Annotated in this window: 14 protein-coding genes; 3 read left to right on the top strand and 11 right to left on the bottom strand. The window is 62.9% G+C overall.

Features of this window, described 5'->3' with window-relative positions:
• Positions 1-96 precede the first annotated feature (96 nt).
• The 5 genes from asd to leuC all read right to left on the bottom strand — a co-directional run bounded on the left by asd (position 97) and on the right by leuC (position 5,317).
• Positions 97-1,209: an aspartate-semialdehyde dehydrogenase gene (gene asd, locus NTD82_RS06125; RefSeq protein WP_095155643.1), complete on the bottom strand. Its 1,113-nt coding sequence runs from the start codon at positions 1,207-1,209 to the stop codon at positions 97-99.
• 67 nt (positions 1,210-1,276) lie between these two features.
• A complete protein-coding gene (gene leuB, locus NTD82_RS06120) occupies positions 1,277-2,359 on the bottom strand; it encodes a 3-isopropylmalate dehydrogenase (protein ID WP_095155642.1) in 1,083 nt (360 codons plus the stop codon).
• Positions 2,360-2,421: 62 nt separating this feature from the next.
• Positions 2,422-3,186 (bottom strand): class I SAM-dependent methyltransferase, encoded by a 765-nt coding sequence (locus tag NTD82_RS06115; protein WP_262128084.1) that lies wholly within the window; start codon positions 3,184-3,186, stop codon positions 2,422-2,424.
• A gap of 53 nt (positions 3,187-3,239) precedes the next feature.
• Positions 3,240-3,887: a 3-isopropylmalate dehydratase small subunit gene (leuD, locus tag NTD82_RS06110; protein WP_095155640.1), complete on the bottom strand. Its 648-nt coding sequence runs from the start codon at positions 3,885-3,887 to the stop codon at positions 3,240-3,242.
• Entirely contained in the window at positions 3,884-5,317 is a 1,434-nt protein-coding gene (gene leuC, locus NTD82_RS06105) for a 3-isopropylmalate dehydratase large subunit (RefSeq protein WP_110972199.1), read from the bottom strand. The genes leuD and leuC overlap by 4 nt, the downstream gene beginning before the upstream one ends.
• A 130-nt stretch (positions 5,318-5,447) precedes the next feature.
• On the opposite strand from leuC, the gene NTD82_RS06100 reads away from it, so the two are divergent.
• On the top strand, positions 5,448-6,326 hold the full coding sequence (locus tag NTD82_RS06100; protein WP_262128083.1) for a LysR family transcriptional regulator: 879 nt from the start codon (positions 5,448-5,450) through the stop codon (positions 6,324-6,326).
• 62 nt (positions 6,327-6,388) lie between these two features.
• Complete coding sequence (locus NTD82_RS06095; protein ID WP_262128082.1) at positions 6,389-9,682, top strand: PAS domain S-box protein; 3,294 nt, start codon at positions 6,389-6,391, stop codon at positions 9,680-9,682.
• A gap of 67 nt (positions 9,683-9,749) precedes the next feature.
• Here NTD82_RS06095 and NTD82_RS06090 read toward each other — a convergent pair whose 3' ends face one another.
• Both NTD82_RS06090 and NTD82_RS06085 read right to left on the bottom strand, forming a co-directional pair.
• On the bottom strand, positions 9,750-10,193 hold the full coding sequence (locus tag NTD82_RS06090) for an Hsp20 family protein (protein ID WP_095155636.1): 444 nt from the start codon (positions 10,191-10,193) through the stop codon (positions 9,750-9,752).
• 114 nt (positions 10,194-10,307) lie between these two features.
• Positions 10,308-11,270 (bottom strand): tRNA dihydrouridine synthase, encoded by a 963-nt coding sequence (locus NTD82_RS06085; protein ID WP_175653623.1) that lies wholly within the window; start codon positions 11,268-11,270, stop codon positions 10,308-10,310.
• 274 nt (positions 11,271-11,544) lie between these two features.
• Between NTD82_RS06085 and NTD82_RS06080 the strand changes: the two genes are divergently transcribed.
• Positions 11,545-11,754: a hypothetical protein gene (locus tag NTD82_RS06080; RefSeq protein WP_262128081.1), complete on the top strand. Its 210-nt coding sequence runs from the start codon at positions 11,545-11,547 to the stop codon at positions 11,752-11,754.
• Here the strand turns inward: NTD82_RS06080 and NTD82_RS06075 are convergent.
• From NTD82_RS06075 to NTD82_RS06060, 4 genes are read right to left on the bottom strand one after another with little or no spacing between them, the layout of a single operon-like run.
• A complete protein-coding gene (locus NTD82_RS06075) occupies positions 11,732-12,175 on the bottom strand; it encodes a GNAT family N-acetyltransferase (RefSeq protein WP_262128080.1) in 444 nt (147 codons plus the stop codon). The two genes, NTD82_RS06080 and NTD82_RS06075, sit on opposite strands and share 23 nt — an antisense overlap.
• A complete protein-coding gene (locus NTD82_RS06070) occupies positions 12,172-12,612 on the bottom strand; it encodes an acyl-CoA thioesterase (protein WP_095155633.1) in 441 nt (146 codons plus the stop codon). The genes NTD82_RS06075 and NTD82_RS06070 overlap by 4 nt, the downstream gene beginning before the upstream one ends.
• 43 nt (positions 12,613-12,655) lie before the next feature.
• Complete coding sequence (locus tag NTD82_RS06065) at positions 12,656-13,489, bottom strand: alpha/beta hydrolase (protein WP_095155632.1); 834 nt, start codon at positions 13,487-13,489, stop codon at positions 12,656-12,658.
• A gap of 22 nt (positions 13,490-13,511) precedes the next feature.
• Positions 13,512-14,051 carry a TetR/AcrR family transcriptional regulator gene (locus NTD82_RS06060; protein WP_095155631.1) on the bottom strand — a complete coding sequence of 180 codons (540 nt, stop codon included), beginning with the start codon at positions 14,049-14,051 and terminating at the stop codon, positions 13,512-13,514.
• Between the last annotated feature and the right edge of the window lie 38 nt (positions 14,052-14,089).

Here is a 14,089-nt window from a genome sequence, read left to right as displayed (position 1 = left end):
ATTATGCGGGAGCGGCACTTTACTTGGATTCGATCCCACAAAAAACAAAAAACCCGCGCTGTCTCCAGCGCGGGTTTCGACTTTACCGCGAAGCGATCAACGCTCCAGCAGGATCCGCAGCATGCGGCGCAGCGGTTCGGCCGCGCCCCACAGCAGTTGGTCGCCCACGGTGAAGGCGCCCAGGTATTGCGAACCCATGTTCAGCTTGCGCAGACGACCGACCGGGATGTTCAGGGTGCCGGTCACGTTGGTCGGGGTCAGCTCCTGCATGCTGATCTCGCGCTGGTTCGGCACCAGTTTCACCCAAGGGTTGTGCTGGCTGATCATGCCTTCGATGTCGGCGAGCGGCACATCCTTGTTCAGCTTGATGGTCAGCGCCTGGCTGTGGCAGCGCATGGCGCCGATGCGCACGCAGATGCCATCAACCGGGATCGGGCTCTTGAAGCGACCGAGGATCTTGTTGGTCTCGGCCTGGGCCTTCCACTCTTCGCGGCTCTGGCCGTTCGGCAGTTCCTTGTCGATCCACGGGATCAGGCTGCCGGCCAGCGGTACGCCGAAGTTCTCGGTCGGGTAGCTGTCGCTGCGCATGGCTTCGGCGACCTTGCGGTCGATGTCGAGGATGGCGCTGGCCGGGTTGGCCAGTTCATCGGCAACGGCCGCGTTGGTAGCGCCCATCTGGCGGATCAGCTCGCGCATGTTCTGCGCGCCGGCGCCGGAAGCCGCTTGATAGGTCATGGCGCTCATCCACTCGACCAGGCCGGCTTCGAACAAGCCGCCCAGGCCCATCAGCATCAGGCTGACGGTGCAGTTGCCACCGATGTAATTCTTGGTGCCGGCGTCCAGTTGCTGGTCGATGACCTTGCGGTTGACCGGATCCAGAACGATGACCGCGTCATCCTGCATGCGCAGGGACGAAGCGGCGTCGATCCAGTAACCCTGCCAGCCAGCTTCACGCAGCTTCGGGAAAACCTCGTTGGTGTAGTCGCCACCCTGACAGGTCAGGATCACATCCAGGGTCTTGAGCTCGTCGATGCTGTAGGCATCCTTCAGCGGAGCAATGTCCTTGCCCACTGCCGGGCCTTGGCCACCGACGTTGGAAGTGGTGAAGAACACCGGTTCGATAAGATCGAAATCCTGCTCTTCGAGCATCCGCTGCATGAGCACGGAACCGACCATTCCACGCCAACCGATCAGACCTACACGTTTCATCGCAACTACACCTTCGCTAAAAGTGGGCCGCTGTCTTGGTTGTGATTTCGACAGCGGGCCAGAGAGATTACAGATTCCGCAGCGCTGCGACTACTGCGTCGCCCATTTCCTGCGTTCCCACCTTGCTGCAACCGTCCGACCAGATGTCGCCGGTACGCAGCCCCTGGTCCAGCACGAGGCTGACGGCCTTCTCGATCGCCTCGGCGGCGGCCTGCTGGTTGAAGCTGTAACGCAGCATCATCGACACCGAAAGGATGGTCGCCAACGGGTTGGCGATGCCTTGGCCGGCGATGTCCGGCGCCGAACCGTGGCACGGCTCGTACATGCCCTTGTTGTCGGCATCCAGCGACGCCGACGGCAGCATGCCGATGGAGCCGGTGAGCATGGACGCTTCATCCGACAGGATGTCGCCGAACATGTTGTCGGTGACCATCACGTCGAATTGCTTCGGCGCGCGCACCAGTTGCATGGCGGCGTTGTCGACGTACATGTGGCTCAGTTCGACGTCCGGGTAGTCCTTGGCGACTTCCTCGACCACTTCGCGCCACAGTTGGCTGGACGCCAGTACGTTGGCCTTGTCCACCGAGCAGAGTTTCTTGCCACGCACGCGGGCCATATCGAAACCCACACGGGCGATACGGCGGATTTCGCTCTCGCTGTACGGCAGGGTGTCGTAGGACTGGCGCTCGCCGCCTTCCAGCTCGCGGGTGCCGCGCGGTGCACCGAAATAGATGCCGCCGGTCAGTTCGCGGACGATCAGGATGTCCAGGCCGGAAACGATTTCACGTTTCAGCGAGGAGGCATCGGCCAGTTGCGGGTAGAGGATCGCCGGACGCAGGTTGGCGAACAGGCCCAGTTGCGAACGGATCTTCAGCAGGCCGCGCTCAGGACGGATGTCACGCTCGATCTTGTCCCATTTCGGACCGCCCACGGCGCCCAGCAGAACAGCGTCAGCCTTGCGCGCACGCTCCAGGGTTTCGTCGGCCAGCGGCACGCCGTGCTTGTCGATGGCAGCGCCGCCGATCACGTCGTGCTCGAGGCTGAAGCCGAGCTGGAACTTGTCGTTGGCCAGTTCCAGCACCTTGACGGCTTCGGCCATGATTTCCGGACCAATGCCATCACCCGGGAGAATCAGAATCTGCTTGCTCATGCTTTCCTCTATTCAATTCAAGCGGCGCGCCCACGTGGCACGCCGGAAAATTCAGTGTGATTTCAGCGCTCGGCCCACAGCACCAGGACATCGGTGTTGAAGGAGCCATCGGCTTCGATCCGGTAATACTGCCGCACTTCTTCGCCCATGGCCTGCTGCAATTGGAGGATGGCGGCGCGCATCGGCTCGGGCGTGCGCATCCGCTCGACCCACGAGGCCCACTCCAGACGCAGGCTCTGACGAGTGTGGCTGCGGACGAACAGGCCCGCCTCGCTGACCTGACGCAGCCATTCGGCGGCGGAATAATCGCGCACATGGCTGGTATCGCGCAGCACTTCGACGCTTTGCAGGTAGGTGTCCAGCAGCGGGCTGCCCGGCGACATCACATCGATGAAAGCCGCTACGCCGCCCGGTTTGAGCACCCGGCGAACCTCGCGCAGGGCCACGCCCAGGTCGCTCCAGTGGTGTGCCGAGTAGCGGCTGAAGACGAAATCGAACGAAGCATCGGCGAACGGCAGGCGTTCGGCGGCACCGCGTTCGGTGACGATATTGCCGAAGCCGCGCTCGGCGGCGCTGGCGGCGACCACGTCGAGCATCTGCTGCGACAGGTCGTAGGCCACCACCTCGGCGACCAGCGGTGCCACATGGAAACTCACATGACCGGCGCCGCAACCCAGGTCGAGAACACGGGCGTTTTCATGCCCGCGTAGCTCGGCCTGGAGCAAGGCAAACTCGGTGCCCTGGGCGTGCACGGCACTGCTCAGGTAGGCGCTGGCCTGTTCGCCGAACTGGCGCTGGACAACGTCCTTGTGGCTGCTGCTGGTCATCTTCTGTCTCCGGAGGCCGCTATCGCTGGCAAGCCAGCGATAGGGTCAACACATTATTTGGCGTCGCGGAACAACCACGGCTGGCTGGCACGATGTTTGGTTTCAAAGGCCGCAATGGCATCGGCGTCCTGCAGGGTCAGGCCGATATCGTCCAGGCCGTTGAGCAGGCAGTGCTTGCGGAACGCATCGATTTCGAAGCCGAGCACTTTGCCATCCGGACGGGTGACGGTCTGTGCCTGCAGGTCGATGCTCAGTTGATAACCCGGATCGGCTTCCACTTGCTTGAACAGCTCATCGACTTCTTCGTCGCTGAGGATGATCGGCAGCAGGCCGTTCTTGAAGCTGTTGTTGAAGAAGATGTCGGCGTAGCTCGGCGCGATGATGCTGCGGAAACCGTATTCTTCCAGCGCCCACGGGGCGTGCTCGCGGCTCGAACCGCAACCGAAGTTTTCGCGGGCCAGCAACACGCTGGCGCCTTGATAGCGGTCGTGGTTGAGGACGAAGTCGCGGTTGACCGGACGCTTGCTGTTGTCCTGGTACGGCTGGCCGACATCCAGGTAACGCCATTCGTCGAACAGGTTCGGACCGAAACCGGTGCGTTTGATCGACTTCAGGAATTGCTTGGGAATGATCTGGTCGGTGTCGACGTTGGCACGGTCGAGCGGAGCGACAAGGCCGGTGTGTTGGGTAAAGGCTTTCATGCTGCGCTCCCTTGGATCAACTCGCGTACATCGATGAAACGGCCGGTGACGGCGGCGGCGGCGGCCATGGCCGGGCTCACCAGGTGGGTACGACCACCGGCGCCCTGGCGGCCTTCGAAGTTCCGGTTGGAGGTGGACGCGCAATGCTCGCCGCTCTCCAGGCGGTCCGGGTTCATCGCCAGGCACATCGAGCAGCCCGGTTCACGCCATTCGAAGCCGGCTTCGAGGAAGATCTTGTCCAGGCCTTCGCGCTCGGCCTGCGCTTTCACCAGGCCAGAGCCCGGCACCACGATGGCTTGCTTGATGGTCGCGGCGACCTTGCGGCCCTTGGCGATTTCCGCGGCGGCGCGCAGGTCTTCGATGCGCGAGTTGGTGCAGGAACCGATAAAGACGCGGTCGAGCTGGATGTCGGTGATCGCCTGGTTGGCGTTCAAGCCCATGTACTTCAAGGCGCGCTCGATGGAGCCACGCTTGACCAGATCGCTCTCGGCAGCCGGATCCGGCACGCGTTGATCGACGGCCAGCACCATTTCCGGCGAGGTGCCCCAGCTGACCTGTGGCTTGATTTCGGCGGCGTCCAGTTCAACCACGGTGTCGAACACGGCGTCGGCGTCGGAGACCAGGTCTTTCCAGGTTTCCACCGCGAGATCCCACTGCTCGCCTTTCGGCGCGTAAGGGCGGCCCTTGACGTAGTCGACGGTCTTGGCGTCGGTGGCCACCAGGCCAACACGGGCGCCGGCTTCGATGGACATGTTGCAGATGGTCATGCGGCCTTCGACGGACAGGTCGCGGATCGCGCTACCCGCGAATTCCATGGCATGGCCGTTGCCGCCGGCGGTGCCGATCTTGCCGATCACGGCGAGAACGATGTCCTTGGCGGTCACGCCGAATTGCAACTGGCCTTCGACGCGCACCAGCATGTTCTTCATTTTCTTGGCGACCAGGCACTGGGTGGCCAGCACGTGCTCCACTTCGGAGGTACCGATACCGTGGGCCAGCGCGCCGAACGCGCCGTGGGTCGAGGTGTGCGAGTCACCGCAGACCACGGTCATGCCCGGCAAGGTGGCGCCCTGCTCCGGGCTGATGACGTGGACGATGCCCTGACGCACATCATTCATCTTGAATTCGGTGATGCCATACTCGTCACAGTTTTCATCGAGGGTCTGCACCTGCAGACGCGACACCTGGTCAGCGATGGCCTCGATCCCGCCCTTGCGCTCAGGCGTGGTCGGTACGTTGTGGTCCGGGGTGGCGATGTTGGCATCGATACGCCAAGGTTTGCGATCTGCCAGACGCAGGCCTTCGAAGGCTTGCGGCGAGGTCACTTCATGGATGATGTGACGGTCGATGTAGATCAGCGCCGAACCATCGTCGCGCTGTTTGACCAAATGCGAATCCCAGAGCTTGTCGTAGAGCGTTTTGCCGGCCATCAGGCTTTCCTCATCAGCGTCTTTCTATGCCAATAACCACTTGGCTTGTACGGCTGATGCTATGGCGTTAGATTGAATAACTCAAATTCATAATTTTTATGCTTTGGATAACCAAAGGGAATCTGAAAACGTGGATCTGGCAAACCTCAATGCTTTTATCGCCATCGCCGAGACTGGCAGCTTCTCCGGGGCCGGAGAACGGCTGCACCTGACCCAGCCCGCCATCAGCAAACGCATCGCCGGCCTCGAACAACAACTCGACGTACGGTTGTTCGATCGCCTCGGCCGCGAGGTCAGTCTGACCGAGGCCGGACGCGCCTTGCTGCCGCGCGCTTATCAGATTCTCAATGTGCTGGACGACACCCGCCGCGCCCTGACCAACCTTACCGGCGAAGTCAGCGGCCGGCTGACCCTGGCCACCAGCCATCACATCGGCCTGCACCGCCTGCCGCCGCTGCTGCGGACCTTCACCCGGCAGTATCCGGCCGTCGCCCTGGACATCCAGTTCCTCGATTCGGAAGTAGCCTACGAAGAAATCCTCCACGGCCGCGCTGAAATCGCCGTCATTACCCTGGCGCCAGAACCTCACAACCTGGTCCGCGCCGTGTCGGTGTGGGATGACCCGCTGGATTTCGTGGTGGCGCCGGAGCATCCGCTGGCCTGCAAAGACGTGGTCAGCCTCGCCGATATCGCCCACCACCCGGCGGTTTTTCCCGGCGGAAACACCTTTACCCACCATATCGTCCAGCGTTTGTTCGAAGCACAAGGGCTGGTGCCGAACATCGCCATGAGCACCAACTATCTGGAAACCATAAAGATGATGGTTTCCATCGGGCTCGCCTGGAGCGTATTGCCGCGAACAATGCTCGATGAGCAGGTAGTTCCCGTCACTCTTCCGGGCATTCAGCTGTCTCGCCAGCTAGGCTACATTCTGCACACGGAACGAACGTTATCGAATGCAGCCAGAGCCTTTATGGCACTGCTCGACAGCCAAGCGAGACAACCCTGAGGCCGCCGGTATCCCTGGAAGGCCTGTACCAAGGAAGCGTATCCGCCAAAGGTCTGGTATCGATGTCCAAATCACACCGTTTTCCACGGCTGCCGCGTATCCACGCGGCGGATCCCCAGGAGTCCGAGCAGACCTGGGAAAATGCGCCGCAATTGCTGGCCGCCCTCAACGGTGCCCGCCTGGGCGCCTGGTTCTGGGATGTCGAGACCGGCAGGATCAGTTGGTCCCGGGGCACCCAGGCGCTGTTCGGCTACGATCCGGACGTACCGCTGCCCAAGGACCTGGACTACCTCGACCTGCTGCCCGCCGAAGACCGCGACCGCACCCTGCAGGCGTTTCACTCGGTGCTGGCCGGCGAACCGCTGGAGCAAGCGATGCGCCACCGCATCCGCTGGCCCGACGGCAGCCTGCACTGGCTGGAAATCAACGGCAGCCTGACCAAGGACAAGCACGGCCGTCCGCAGATGATCGGTGTCATTCGCGAAATCACCCGCCAGCGCGAGCGCGAGGCGGCGCTGATCAACTCGGAAAAGCGTTTTGCCACGCTGTTCCAGCTCAGCCCCAACGTGGTGCTACTGAGCCGTCGGTCCGACGGGCTGATTCACGAGGTCAACCAGCACTTCGAGAAAACCCTGGGCTGGCCGGCGCAGGAGGTCATCGGCAAGACCACCATCGAGCTCGGCCTGTGGGCCCATGCCCCGCAGCGTTACCAGGTGCTGGAGGCAACCCGCGACAACAATGGCCCGGTGATTCTCGAAGTGCAGTTCTGCTCCAGCAGCGGGCAGATTCATGACGGCATCCTCTGTACCCAGACCATCGAGCTGGAGGGCGTGGCCTACCTGCTCAGCACCTTTATCGATACCAGCGAGCGCAAACGCGCCGAGCAAGCCCTCAAGGACAGCCAGGAACGCCTGGACCTGGCCCTCGACTCGGCGCAACTGGGCACCTGGGACTGGCATATCCCCAGCGGCATGCTCTATGGCTCGGCCCGCGCCGCGCAGTTGCACGGGCTGGGCCCGGTGCCGTTCCATGAGTCCTTCGACGCATTTTTCGAAGGCGTGCCGGAATCCGACCGCAGCAGCATGCGCCAGGCCTACCGCAGCCTGCGCGAAGGGCCGGCGGGCAATTATCAGATCACCTACCGCATCCAGCTGGAAAATGGCAGCTCGCGCTTCCTCGAAAGCCGGGCCCGCCTGTACCGCGACGAGCATGGCAACCCGCTGCGCATGGCCGGCACCTTGCTGGACATCACTGATCAGGTTGAGCGTGAGCAGCGCCTGATCAGCTCGGAAGAGAAATTCGCCGGCCTGTTCCAGGTCAGCCCCGACCCGATTTGCGTCACCCGCCAGGACAGCGGCCAGTTCATCGAGGTCAACCCGGCTTTCACCCAGACCTTCGGCTGGACCGCCGAACAGGTGCTGGGGCGCAATGCTGCGGAAATCGGCCTGTGGGCCGAGTCGGCCGAGCGCGCCAAACGCATCGAACAGGTGATCCGCGACCAGGCGCTGAACAATGTCGCCGTGGTGGTCAACCACAAGGACGGCCATCCGCTGACCTGCGTGATCTCCAGCCGCCTGATCAAGGTCGAGGAGCAGACCTGCAGCGTCACCACCCTGCGCGACATCACCCAGCAACAGCGCGCCGAAGCGGCGCTCAAGGCCAGCGAGGAGAAATTCGCCAAGGCCTTTCACTCCAGCCCCGACGCCATCACCATCAGCGAGCGCGACAGCGGGCGCTATGTCGAAGTCAACGACGGTTTCTGCCGGCTGACCGGCTACAGCGCGGGCGAAGTACTCGGGCGCAGCGCCCACGAAGTGGGTGTCTGGGCCGATGACAAACAGCACGCGATGCTGGTGGCCGAGGTGCAGGAACGCGGCCGGGTCAACCATCGCGAGATGCTCGGGCGCAGCAAGCGCGGCGAGCTGCTGACCCTGGAAGTCTCGGTCGAGCCGATCACGCTTAATGAAACCGACTGCTTGCTGCTGACCGCCCGGGACGTCAGCCAGTTGAAGAACGCCCAGGCCCAGATCCGCCACCTGGCCTATCACGATCCCCTGACCAACCTGCCCAACCGCGCACTACTGATGGACCGCCTGAGCCAGCAGATTGCCCTGCTCAAGCGCCACAACCTGCGCGGCGCCCTGCTGTTCCTCGACCTCGACCACTTCAAGCACATCAACGATTCGCTGGGCCACCCGGTGGGCGACACGGTGCTGAAGATCATCACCGCGCGCCTCGAAGCCAGCGTGCGCATGGAAGACACCGTGGCGCGCCTTGGCGGCGACGAATTCGTGGTGCTGCTCAGCGGCCTGGAAGGCAGCCGCGAGGAAGTCACGGACAAGGTGCGCGAACTGGCCGACACCCTGCGCGAGCTGCTCGCCGAACCGATGTCACTGGACGGCCAGCGCCTGCAGGTGACCCCGAGCATCGGCGTAGCGCTGATTCCCGACCATGGTTCGACCCCGGCCGACCTGCTCAAACGTGCCGACATTGCGCTGTACCGTGCCAAAGACTCTGGCCGCAACACCACGCAACTGTTCCACACCACCATGCAGAAAGCCGCCAGCGAGCGCCTGCGCATGGAAAGCGACCTGCGAATGGCGCTGACCCGCGGCGAGCTGGCGCTGCATTTCCAGCCCCAGGTGGATGCCCGCGACAACCGCATCGTCGGCGCCGAAGTGCTACTGCGCTGGCACCATCCGCTGCTCGGCCAACAACAGCCCAGCCAGTTCATTCAGGTGCTGGAAGAAAGCGGCATGATCCTCGAAGTCGGCAACTGGATCCTCGATGAAGCCTGCGACGCCTGCTCACGCATGCTCCAGGACCGCCTGATCGACGCCGAGGATTTCAGCCTGTGCGTGAACATCAGCCCGCGGCAGTTCCGTCAGAACGACTTCGTCGAGCGGGTCCGCCGCAGCCTTGACGACTATCGCCTGCCCTACCACATGCTCAAGCTGGAGATCACCGAAGGCATCGTCATCCAGAACCTGGAAGACACCATCAGCAAGATGCGCGAGTTGAAAGCGCTGGGGGTGAGCTTCGCCATGGACGACTTCGGCACCGGCTATTCCTCGCTGACGTACCTCAAGCGCCTGCCGGTGGACACGCTGAAGATCGATCAGTCGTTTGTGCGCGACGCACCGGTGGACTCCAACGATGCGGAAATCGTCCGCGCGATTGTCGCCATGGCCCGCAGCCTGGAGCTGACGGTGATCGCCGAAGGGGTGGAATTGTCCGAGCAACTGGACTTTCTGCTGCGCCAGGGCTGCTTCCTGTATCAGGGCTACCTGCACAGCCGGCCGCTGCCCCTCAGCGCGTTTCGCGCGATGCTGCTGGAAACGCCGGCGGACTACTGATTTTCCGGTTTTCTTGCAGCCACAAAAAAGGGCGCCATTACGGCGCCCTTTTTCACAGCTCACCCACTTAGTTCAGAGCAGGCTTGTCCCCGTTGATCGGGATACGTTTGGCCTTGGCTTCTTCCGGCACGACCCGCAGCAGGTCGACGCTGAGCAGCCCGTTGGCCAGTGCCGCCGACTTGACCTCGATATGGTCAGCCAGACGGAACGACAGCTTGAACGCACGTTGGGCAATGCCCTGGTGCAGGTAGGTGACGCTTTCGTTGCTGCTGTCGCGTTTGCCGCCCGTGACGGTCAGCACGCCTTTCTCCACTTGCAGGTCAAGGTCCTGCTCCTGGAAGCCAGCCGCGGCAACAACGATTCGATAGTGGTCATCGCCATGTTTTTCAACGTTGTAGGGTGGGTAGCTGCTACCCGACTCATTACGCGCCGCGGATTCGAACAGGTCGTTGAAACGGTCGAAACCAACGGAATGACGGAACAGTGGAGCCAGAGAAAAAGCGGTGGTCATGGTACATCTCCTGAAATATCAGCGAGTTGAGATTGACGCGACCCGACTTCGGCATCGCGTACTCCCTAGATATGGACCACCAGAATTATTTCAAGCGCTGTCGAGAAAATTTTCCTACGCCGCAGCGACGGGCGGTGGCACATCGATCAGCAGGCCGACCCGATCACAGTCGGTCTCGCGACGCAGTTCATTGAACAGTGCGACGGCTTCGGGATAGGTCCGGGTCAGCATCGCCACCCACTGCTTGAGACGGCCCGGCGCCTGGCGAGGGGTCATCTCTTCGCGAACCCGCAGCCAGAACACCTGGATCAGCGGCAACAACGACTGCCAGTCCAGCGGCTGGAAATCCACGCCATCGCGCACCGCGGCGATCTGTCGAGCCAGGTCCGGTCGTGACACCAGGCCACGGCCGAGCATGATGTCCTTCACGCCACTGACCTCGCGGCAGCGCCGCCAGTCGTCCAGGGTCCAGACCTCGCCGTTGGCGAACACCGGCACCTTGACCACGTCCTGCACCTTGGCCACCCACTCCCAATGGGCCGGCGGCTTGTAGCCCTCGACCTTGGTCCGCGCGTGCACCACCAGATGCGCCGAGCCACCGTCGGCCAGGGCCCGGCCGCAGTCCAGCGCGCCGTCCGGGCTCTCGAAGCCCAGGCGCATCTTCGAGGTCACCGGAATATGCGCCGGCACCGCCTTGCGCACCTCGCTGACGATGCGGAACAGCAATTCCGGCTCCTTGAGCAGCACCGCCCCACCGCGAGACTTGTTCACCGTCTTGGCCGGGCAGCCGAAGTTCAGGTCAATCACCGGCGCGCCCAGCTCGCAGGCCAGCGCGGCGTTGTCCGCCAGGCAAACCGGATCGGAGCCGAGCAATTGCACACGCATCGGTACCCCTGCGGCCGTCCGCGCGCCCTGCTCCAGCTCCGGTGCCATTTTGTGGAACGTGGCAGCGGGCAGCACCCGGTCGCAGACGCGAATGAACTCGGTGACACACCAGTCGATACCGCCGACCCGGGTCAGAACGTCGCGCAGGATGTTGTCGACCAGCCCCTCCATCGGGGCCAGGGCAATTTGCATGGGGGAAGACCTCGGAAAAATTGCGCACATAGTAAACGGGGATTGGGCAAATGGAAGGGCCGCGGGTCTCGGGTAGACGCTTGGTCGAAAAGGGCTGGGTCTTACAGGCTTCGAGGAAAGGGCCTGCGTGACGTCAGCGCTTTCTTGTTTGAGAGTTTCAGGTGCCCGAATCAGCGGGCAATCCTTCCCTATTCGGAGATATCACAAATGTTCACGTTCTTTGAGCCGCTTGCTTGCCGCAACCCTCGACGCGCCGCACAACAAGGAACGGGACATGCACATCAAAAAGAGCAATTACGACATTCTCAACTTCGACCATGAGCGGCGAAGGACGGAAACAGTGAAGGAGCAACCCGTTTCTTGGCTCGCCAGCGACGTGCACGGCCCGCTTGAAGGCAATCGAAACACCCTTGAACGCCCTGGCTTTTTCCGGCGAATACGGTCAGCGCTTTCACGCTGGCTCAAACCAGCCGCTTCTCCATGAACACCCGATTGAAGCCGTGCTCGGCGCCCCGGTGAGTCTCGCGATAGCCCAACCGCTCGTAGAGCGCCACATTCGCCTGCATCGCGGCGTTGGTGTAGAGCCGAATCAGGGAAAAACCGGCGTCCAGGGCGCGAGCCTCGGCGAAGTCGATCAGCCGGCGGCCATGACCCTGGCCCTGGAAGGCGGGATTGACCGCGACGTTGGAGAGCAGCATCGCTTCCGCCTCATGGCACAGCACAAGAATGGCGCACACATCGCTCCCCTGTTCCACCAGCCAGACCTGCTGCTGGCGGATCAGGTCGTCGTAATCGTCATCCAGCGGACCAGGGCGCACGCCGATGCTGGCGACGTAAGGCAGATAGGCAGCCTCCACGACGCCGCGAACCGCAACGCCGTCCGCAGCCTCAGCCCGGCGAATCACGTCGGGTTGCTCAGCAGCGCCTGGCCGTAGCCTTCGAGGAATTCAGGTGGCATGCGTTTGGGTCGCCCTGTGGACAACTCGATGCAGACAAAGGTGGTTTGCGCGCGAAGCAGCGTGACGCCGTCGCTGGGGCGAACCAGCTGGAAGCGCCGGGTCATTTTCAGGCGCTGATCCCAGTCGACGATCCAGGTTGCCAACTGCAATTCGTCGTCTTCGTAGGCGCTGGCCAGGTAGTCGATTTCGTGACGAACCACCGCCATGGCCCGGTCCAGCCGACGGTACTCCGTCAAGTCCAGGCCGAGGCGCTGCGAATGACGCCAGGCGCAGCGCTCCAGCCAGGAAACGTAGACGGCATTGTTGGCATGCCCCAGTCCGTCGATATCCTCGGCACCGACGCGAAGGTCGATGACGAATGGCGTTGCCAGATCCCAGCTCATGCCCACTCCCGTATGTGATGAACGGGCAGAGTGTAACGGATGCTTACGCCGATTGGCGCAGCGGCATGTCACTTCGCTTGAGCAGGTCGAGAACGCCGGAAACCACTCGCGGATCGGCCAATACGCGCTGATGCCCCCCTTGCTCCAGCATCAGCAGGCGACTGTCGAACCAGGCGTCGTGGATCACCTGGGCTTCGCTGGCCGGGACCAGCCTGTCGTCCTCGGCGTGCACGATCAGGCCCGGCACTTCCAGTTGGTAACCACTGACATCCAGCTTTGCCACCGGCAAACCGACATCCCGTTCCACCTTGCGAATGAAGGCTGCCCGCGCCCGAGGCGGCAGGTTCAGGTGCCGGGCAAAACCGCGCAATACGCCCAGCAACCGCGCCGGCGCGGCGATGCTGACCACCGCTTCGGCACGCAGGCCCAGCTGCATCGCCAAGAGCACACTGGCGGCGCCCATGGAGTGGCCGATCACCGCCTTGAGCGGCGGCAATTCCGCTGCGGCCTCCAGCACGGCGCGGGCAAAGAGGCCAACGTGCGCCTCGTCACCCGGCGAGCGGCCATGGGCCGGGCCGTCCAGCGCGACCGCGGTGTAACCGGCGTCCACCAGGGTTTCGATGATCTTGGCGAATTGGGTCGGACGCCCTTCCCAGCCGTGCATCAACAGGACAGTCGGCCCTTGGCCCCAGCGCAATGCGGACAGACCGAAACGCAGAGTGATGCGCTCAGCCCGCTCCAGCACGGGCAACTCCCAGTCCCGCGGTGGGCGGGTGTAGGGCGTCAAGAAGGCGCGGTGCATCTTGCTGGCGATATGCCCAGGGACCAGACGCCCCAAGGTGCCGTTCACGCCGCGAATCCAGCTCAAGGTATTCATCGCTTAGCTCCAGAGGGGTCGCTCAAATCACCGCCGTTTTGGCGGCACGCAGGATGCGATCGGACAGATCGCTGGTGCCCAGGGCTCGCGCCAGGGCCAGGCCGCCGACCATCAGCGCAAGGTCGGCGAGGAATTTGTCAGCCTCATCGGGGCTGTCGACCAATTGCGCGGTCATCATCTCGATGTGTTCGGCGAGCACGTCGCGGAAGGCATCGGGCAGTCGGGTCATTTCACTCAGGGACGTAGGCAGCGGACAGGCATCCCCGGTGGAGTCACGGTGCTTGCGCGATAGATAGAACGCGGCAACCAGCGCCCGCCGCGACTGGCCATCCAACGCCGGATCAACCTGGGACAACAAGGCACGACGCTCGCCGAGCAATTGGCTGAACGCTTCGAGCATCAAGGCTTCCTTGCTGTCGAAATGGGCGTAGAAACCACCAACGGTCAGGCCGGCAGCACCCATTACCTGATTGACGCTGGGATCGGCGGGCCCTTGCTGGATCAGCGCGTGACGCGCGGCATCGAGGATGCGTTCGCGGGTTCTGGCTTTCTTGTCGTTCATGGCTCGCCTCCAAAATATTATGGTTGAAATATTATGCT

Source organism: Pseudomonas sp. 5P_5.1_Bac1 (genome assembly GCF_025466015.1).
Lineage (GTDB): Bacteria > Pseudomonadota > Gammaproteobacteria > Pseudomonadales > Pseudomonadaceae > Aquipseudomonas.
Note: the sequence above shows the minus strand (reverse complement) of the source record. Positions and strands in the feature narration are given on the sequence as shown.

What these genes read in the sequence shown, in the direction of transcription:
- asd (WP_095155643.1), bottom strand. Translation starts at nt 1,209, where the DNA reads ATGAAACGTGTAGGTCTGATCGGTTGGCGTGGAATGGTCGGTTCCGTG.
- leuB (WP_095155642.1), bottom strand. Translation starts at nt 2,359, where the DNA reads ATGAGCAAGCAGATTCTGATTCTCCCGGGTGATGGCATTGGTCCGGAA.
- NTD82_RS06115 (WP_262128084.1), bottom strand. Translation starts at nt 3,186, where the DNA reads ATGACCAGCAGCAGCCACAAGGACGTTGTCCAGCGCCAGTTCGGCGAA.
- leuD (WP_095155640.1), bottom strand. Translation starts at nt 3,887, where the DNA reads ATGAAAGCCTTTACCCAACACACCGGCCTTGTCGCTCCGCTCGACCGT.
- leuC (WP_110972199.1), bottom strand. Translation starts at nt 5,317, where the DNA reads ATGGCCGGCAAAACGCTCTACGACAAGCTCTGGGATTCGCATTTGGTC.
- NTD82_RS06095 (WP_262128082.1), top strand. Translation starts at nt 6,389, where the DNA reads ATGTCCAAATCACACCGTTTTCCACGGCTGCCGCGTATCCACGCGGCG.
- NTD82_RS06090 (WP_095155636.1), bottom strand. Translation starts at nt 10,193, where the DNA reads ATGACCACCGCTTTTTCTCTGGCTCCACTGTTCCGTCATTCCGTTGGT.
- NTD82_RS06085 (WP_175653623.1), bottom strand. Translation starts at nt 11,270, where the DNA reads ATGCAAATTGCCCTGGCCCCGATGGAGGGGCTGGTCGACAACATCCTG.
- NTD82_RS06080 (WP_262128081.1), top strand. Translation starts at nt 11,545, where the DNA reads ATGCACATCAAAAAGAGCAATTACGACATTCTCAACTTCGACCATGAG.
- NTD82_RS06070 (WP_095155633.1), bottom strand. Translation starts at nt 12,612, where the DNA reads ATGAGCTGGGATCTGGCAACGCCATTCGTCATCGACCTTCGCGTCGGT.
- NTD82_RS06065 (WP_095155632.1), bottom strand. Translation starts at nt 13,489, where the DNA reads ATGAATACCTTGAGCTGGATTCGCGGCGTGAACGGCACCTTGGGGCGT.
- NTD82_RS06060 (WP_095155631.1), bottom strand. Translation starts at nt 14,051, where the DNA reads ATGAACGACAAGAAAGCCAGAACCCGCGAACGCATCCTCGATGCCGCG.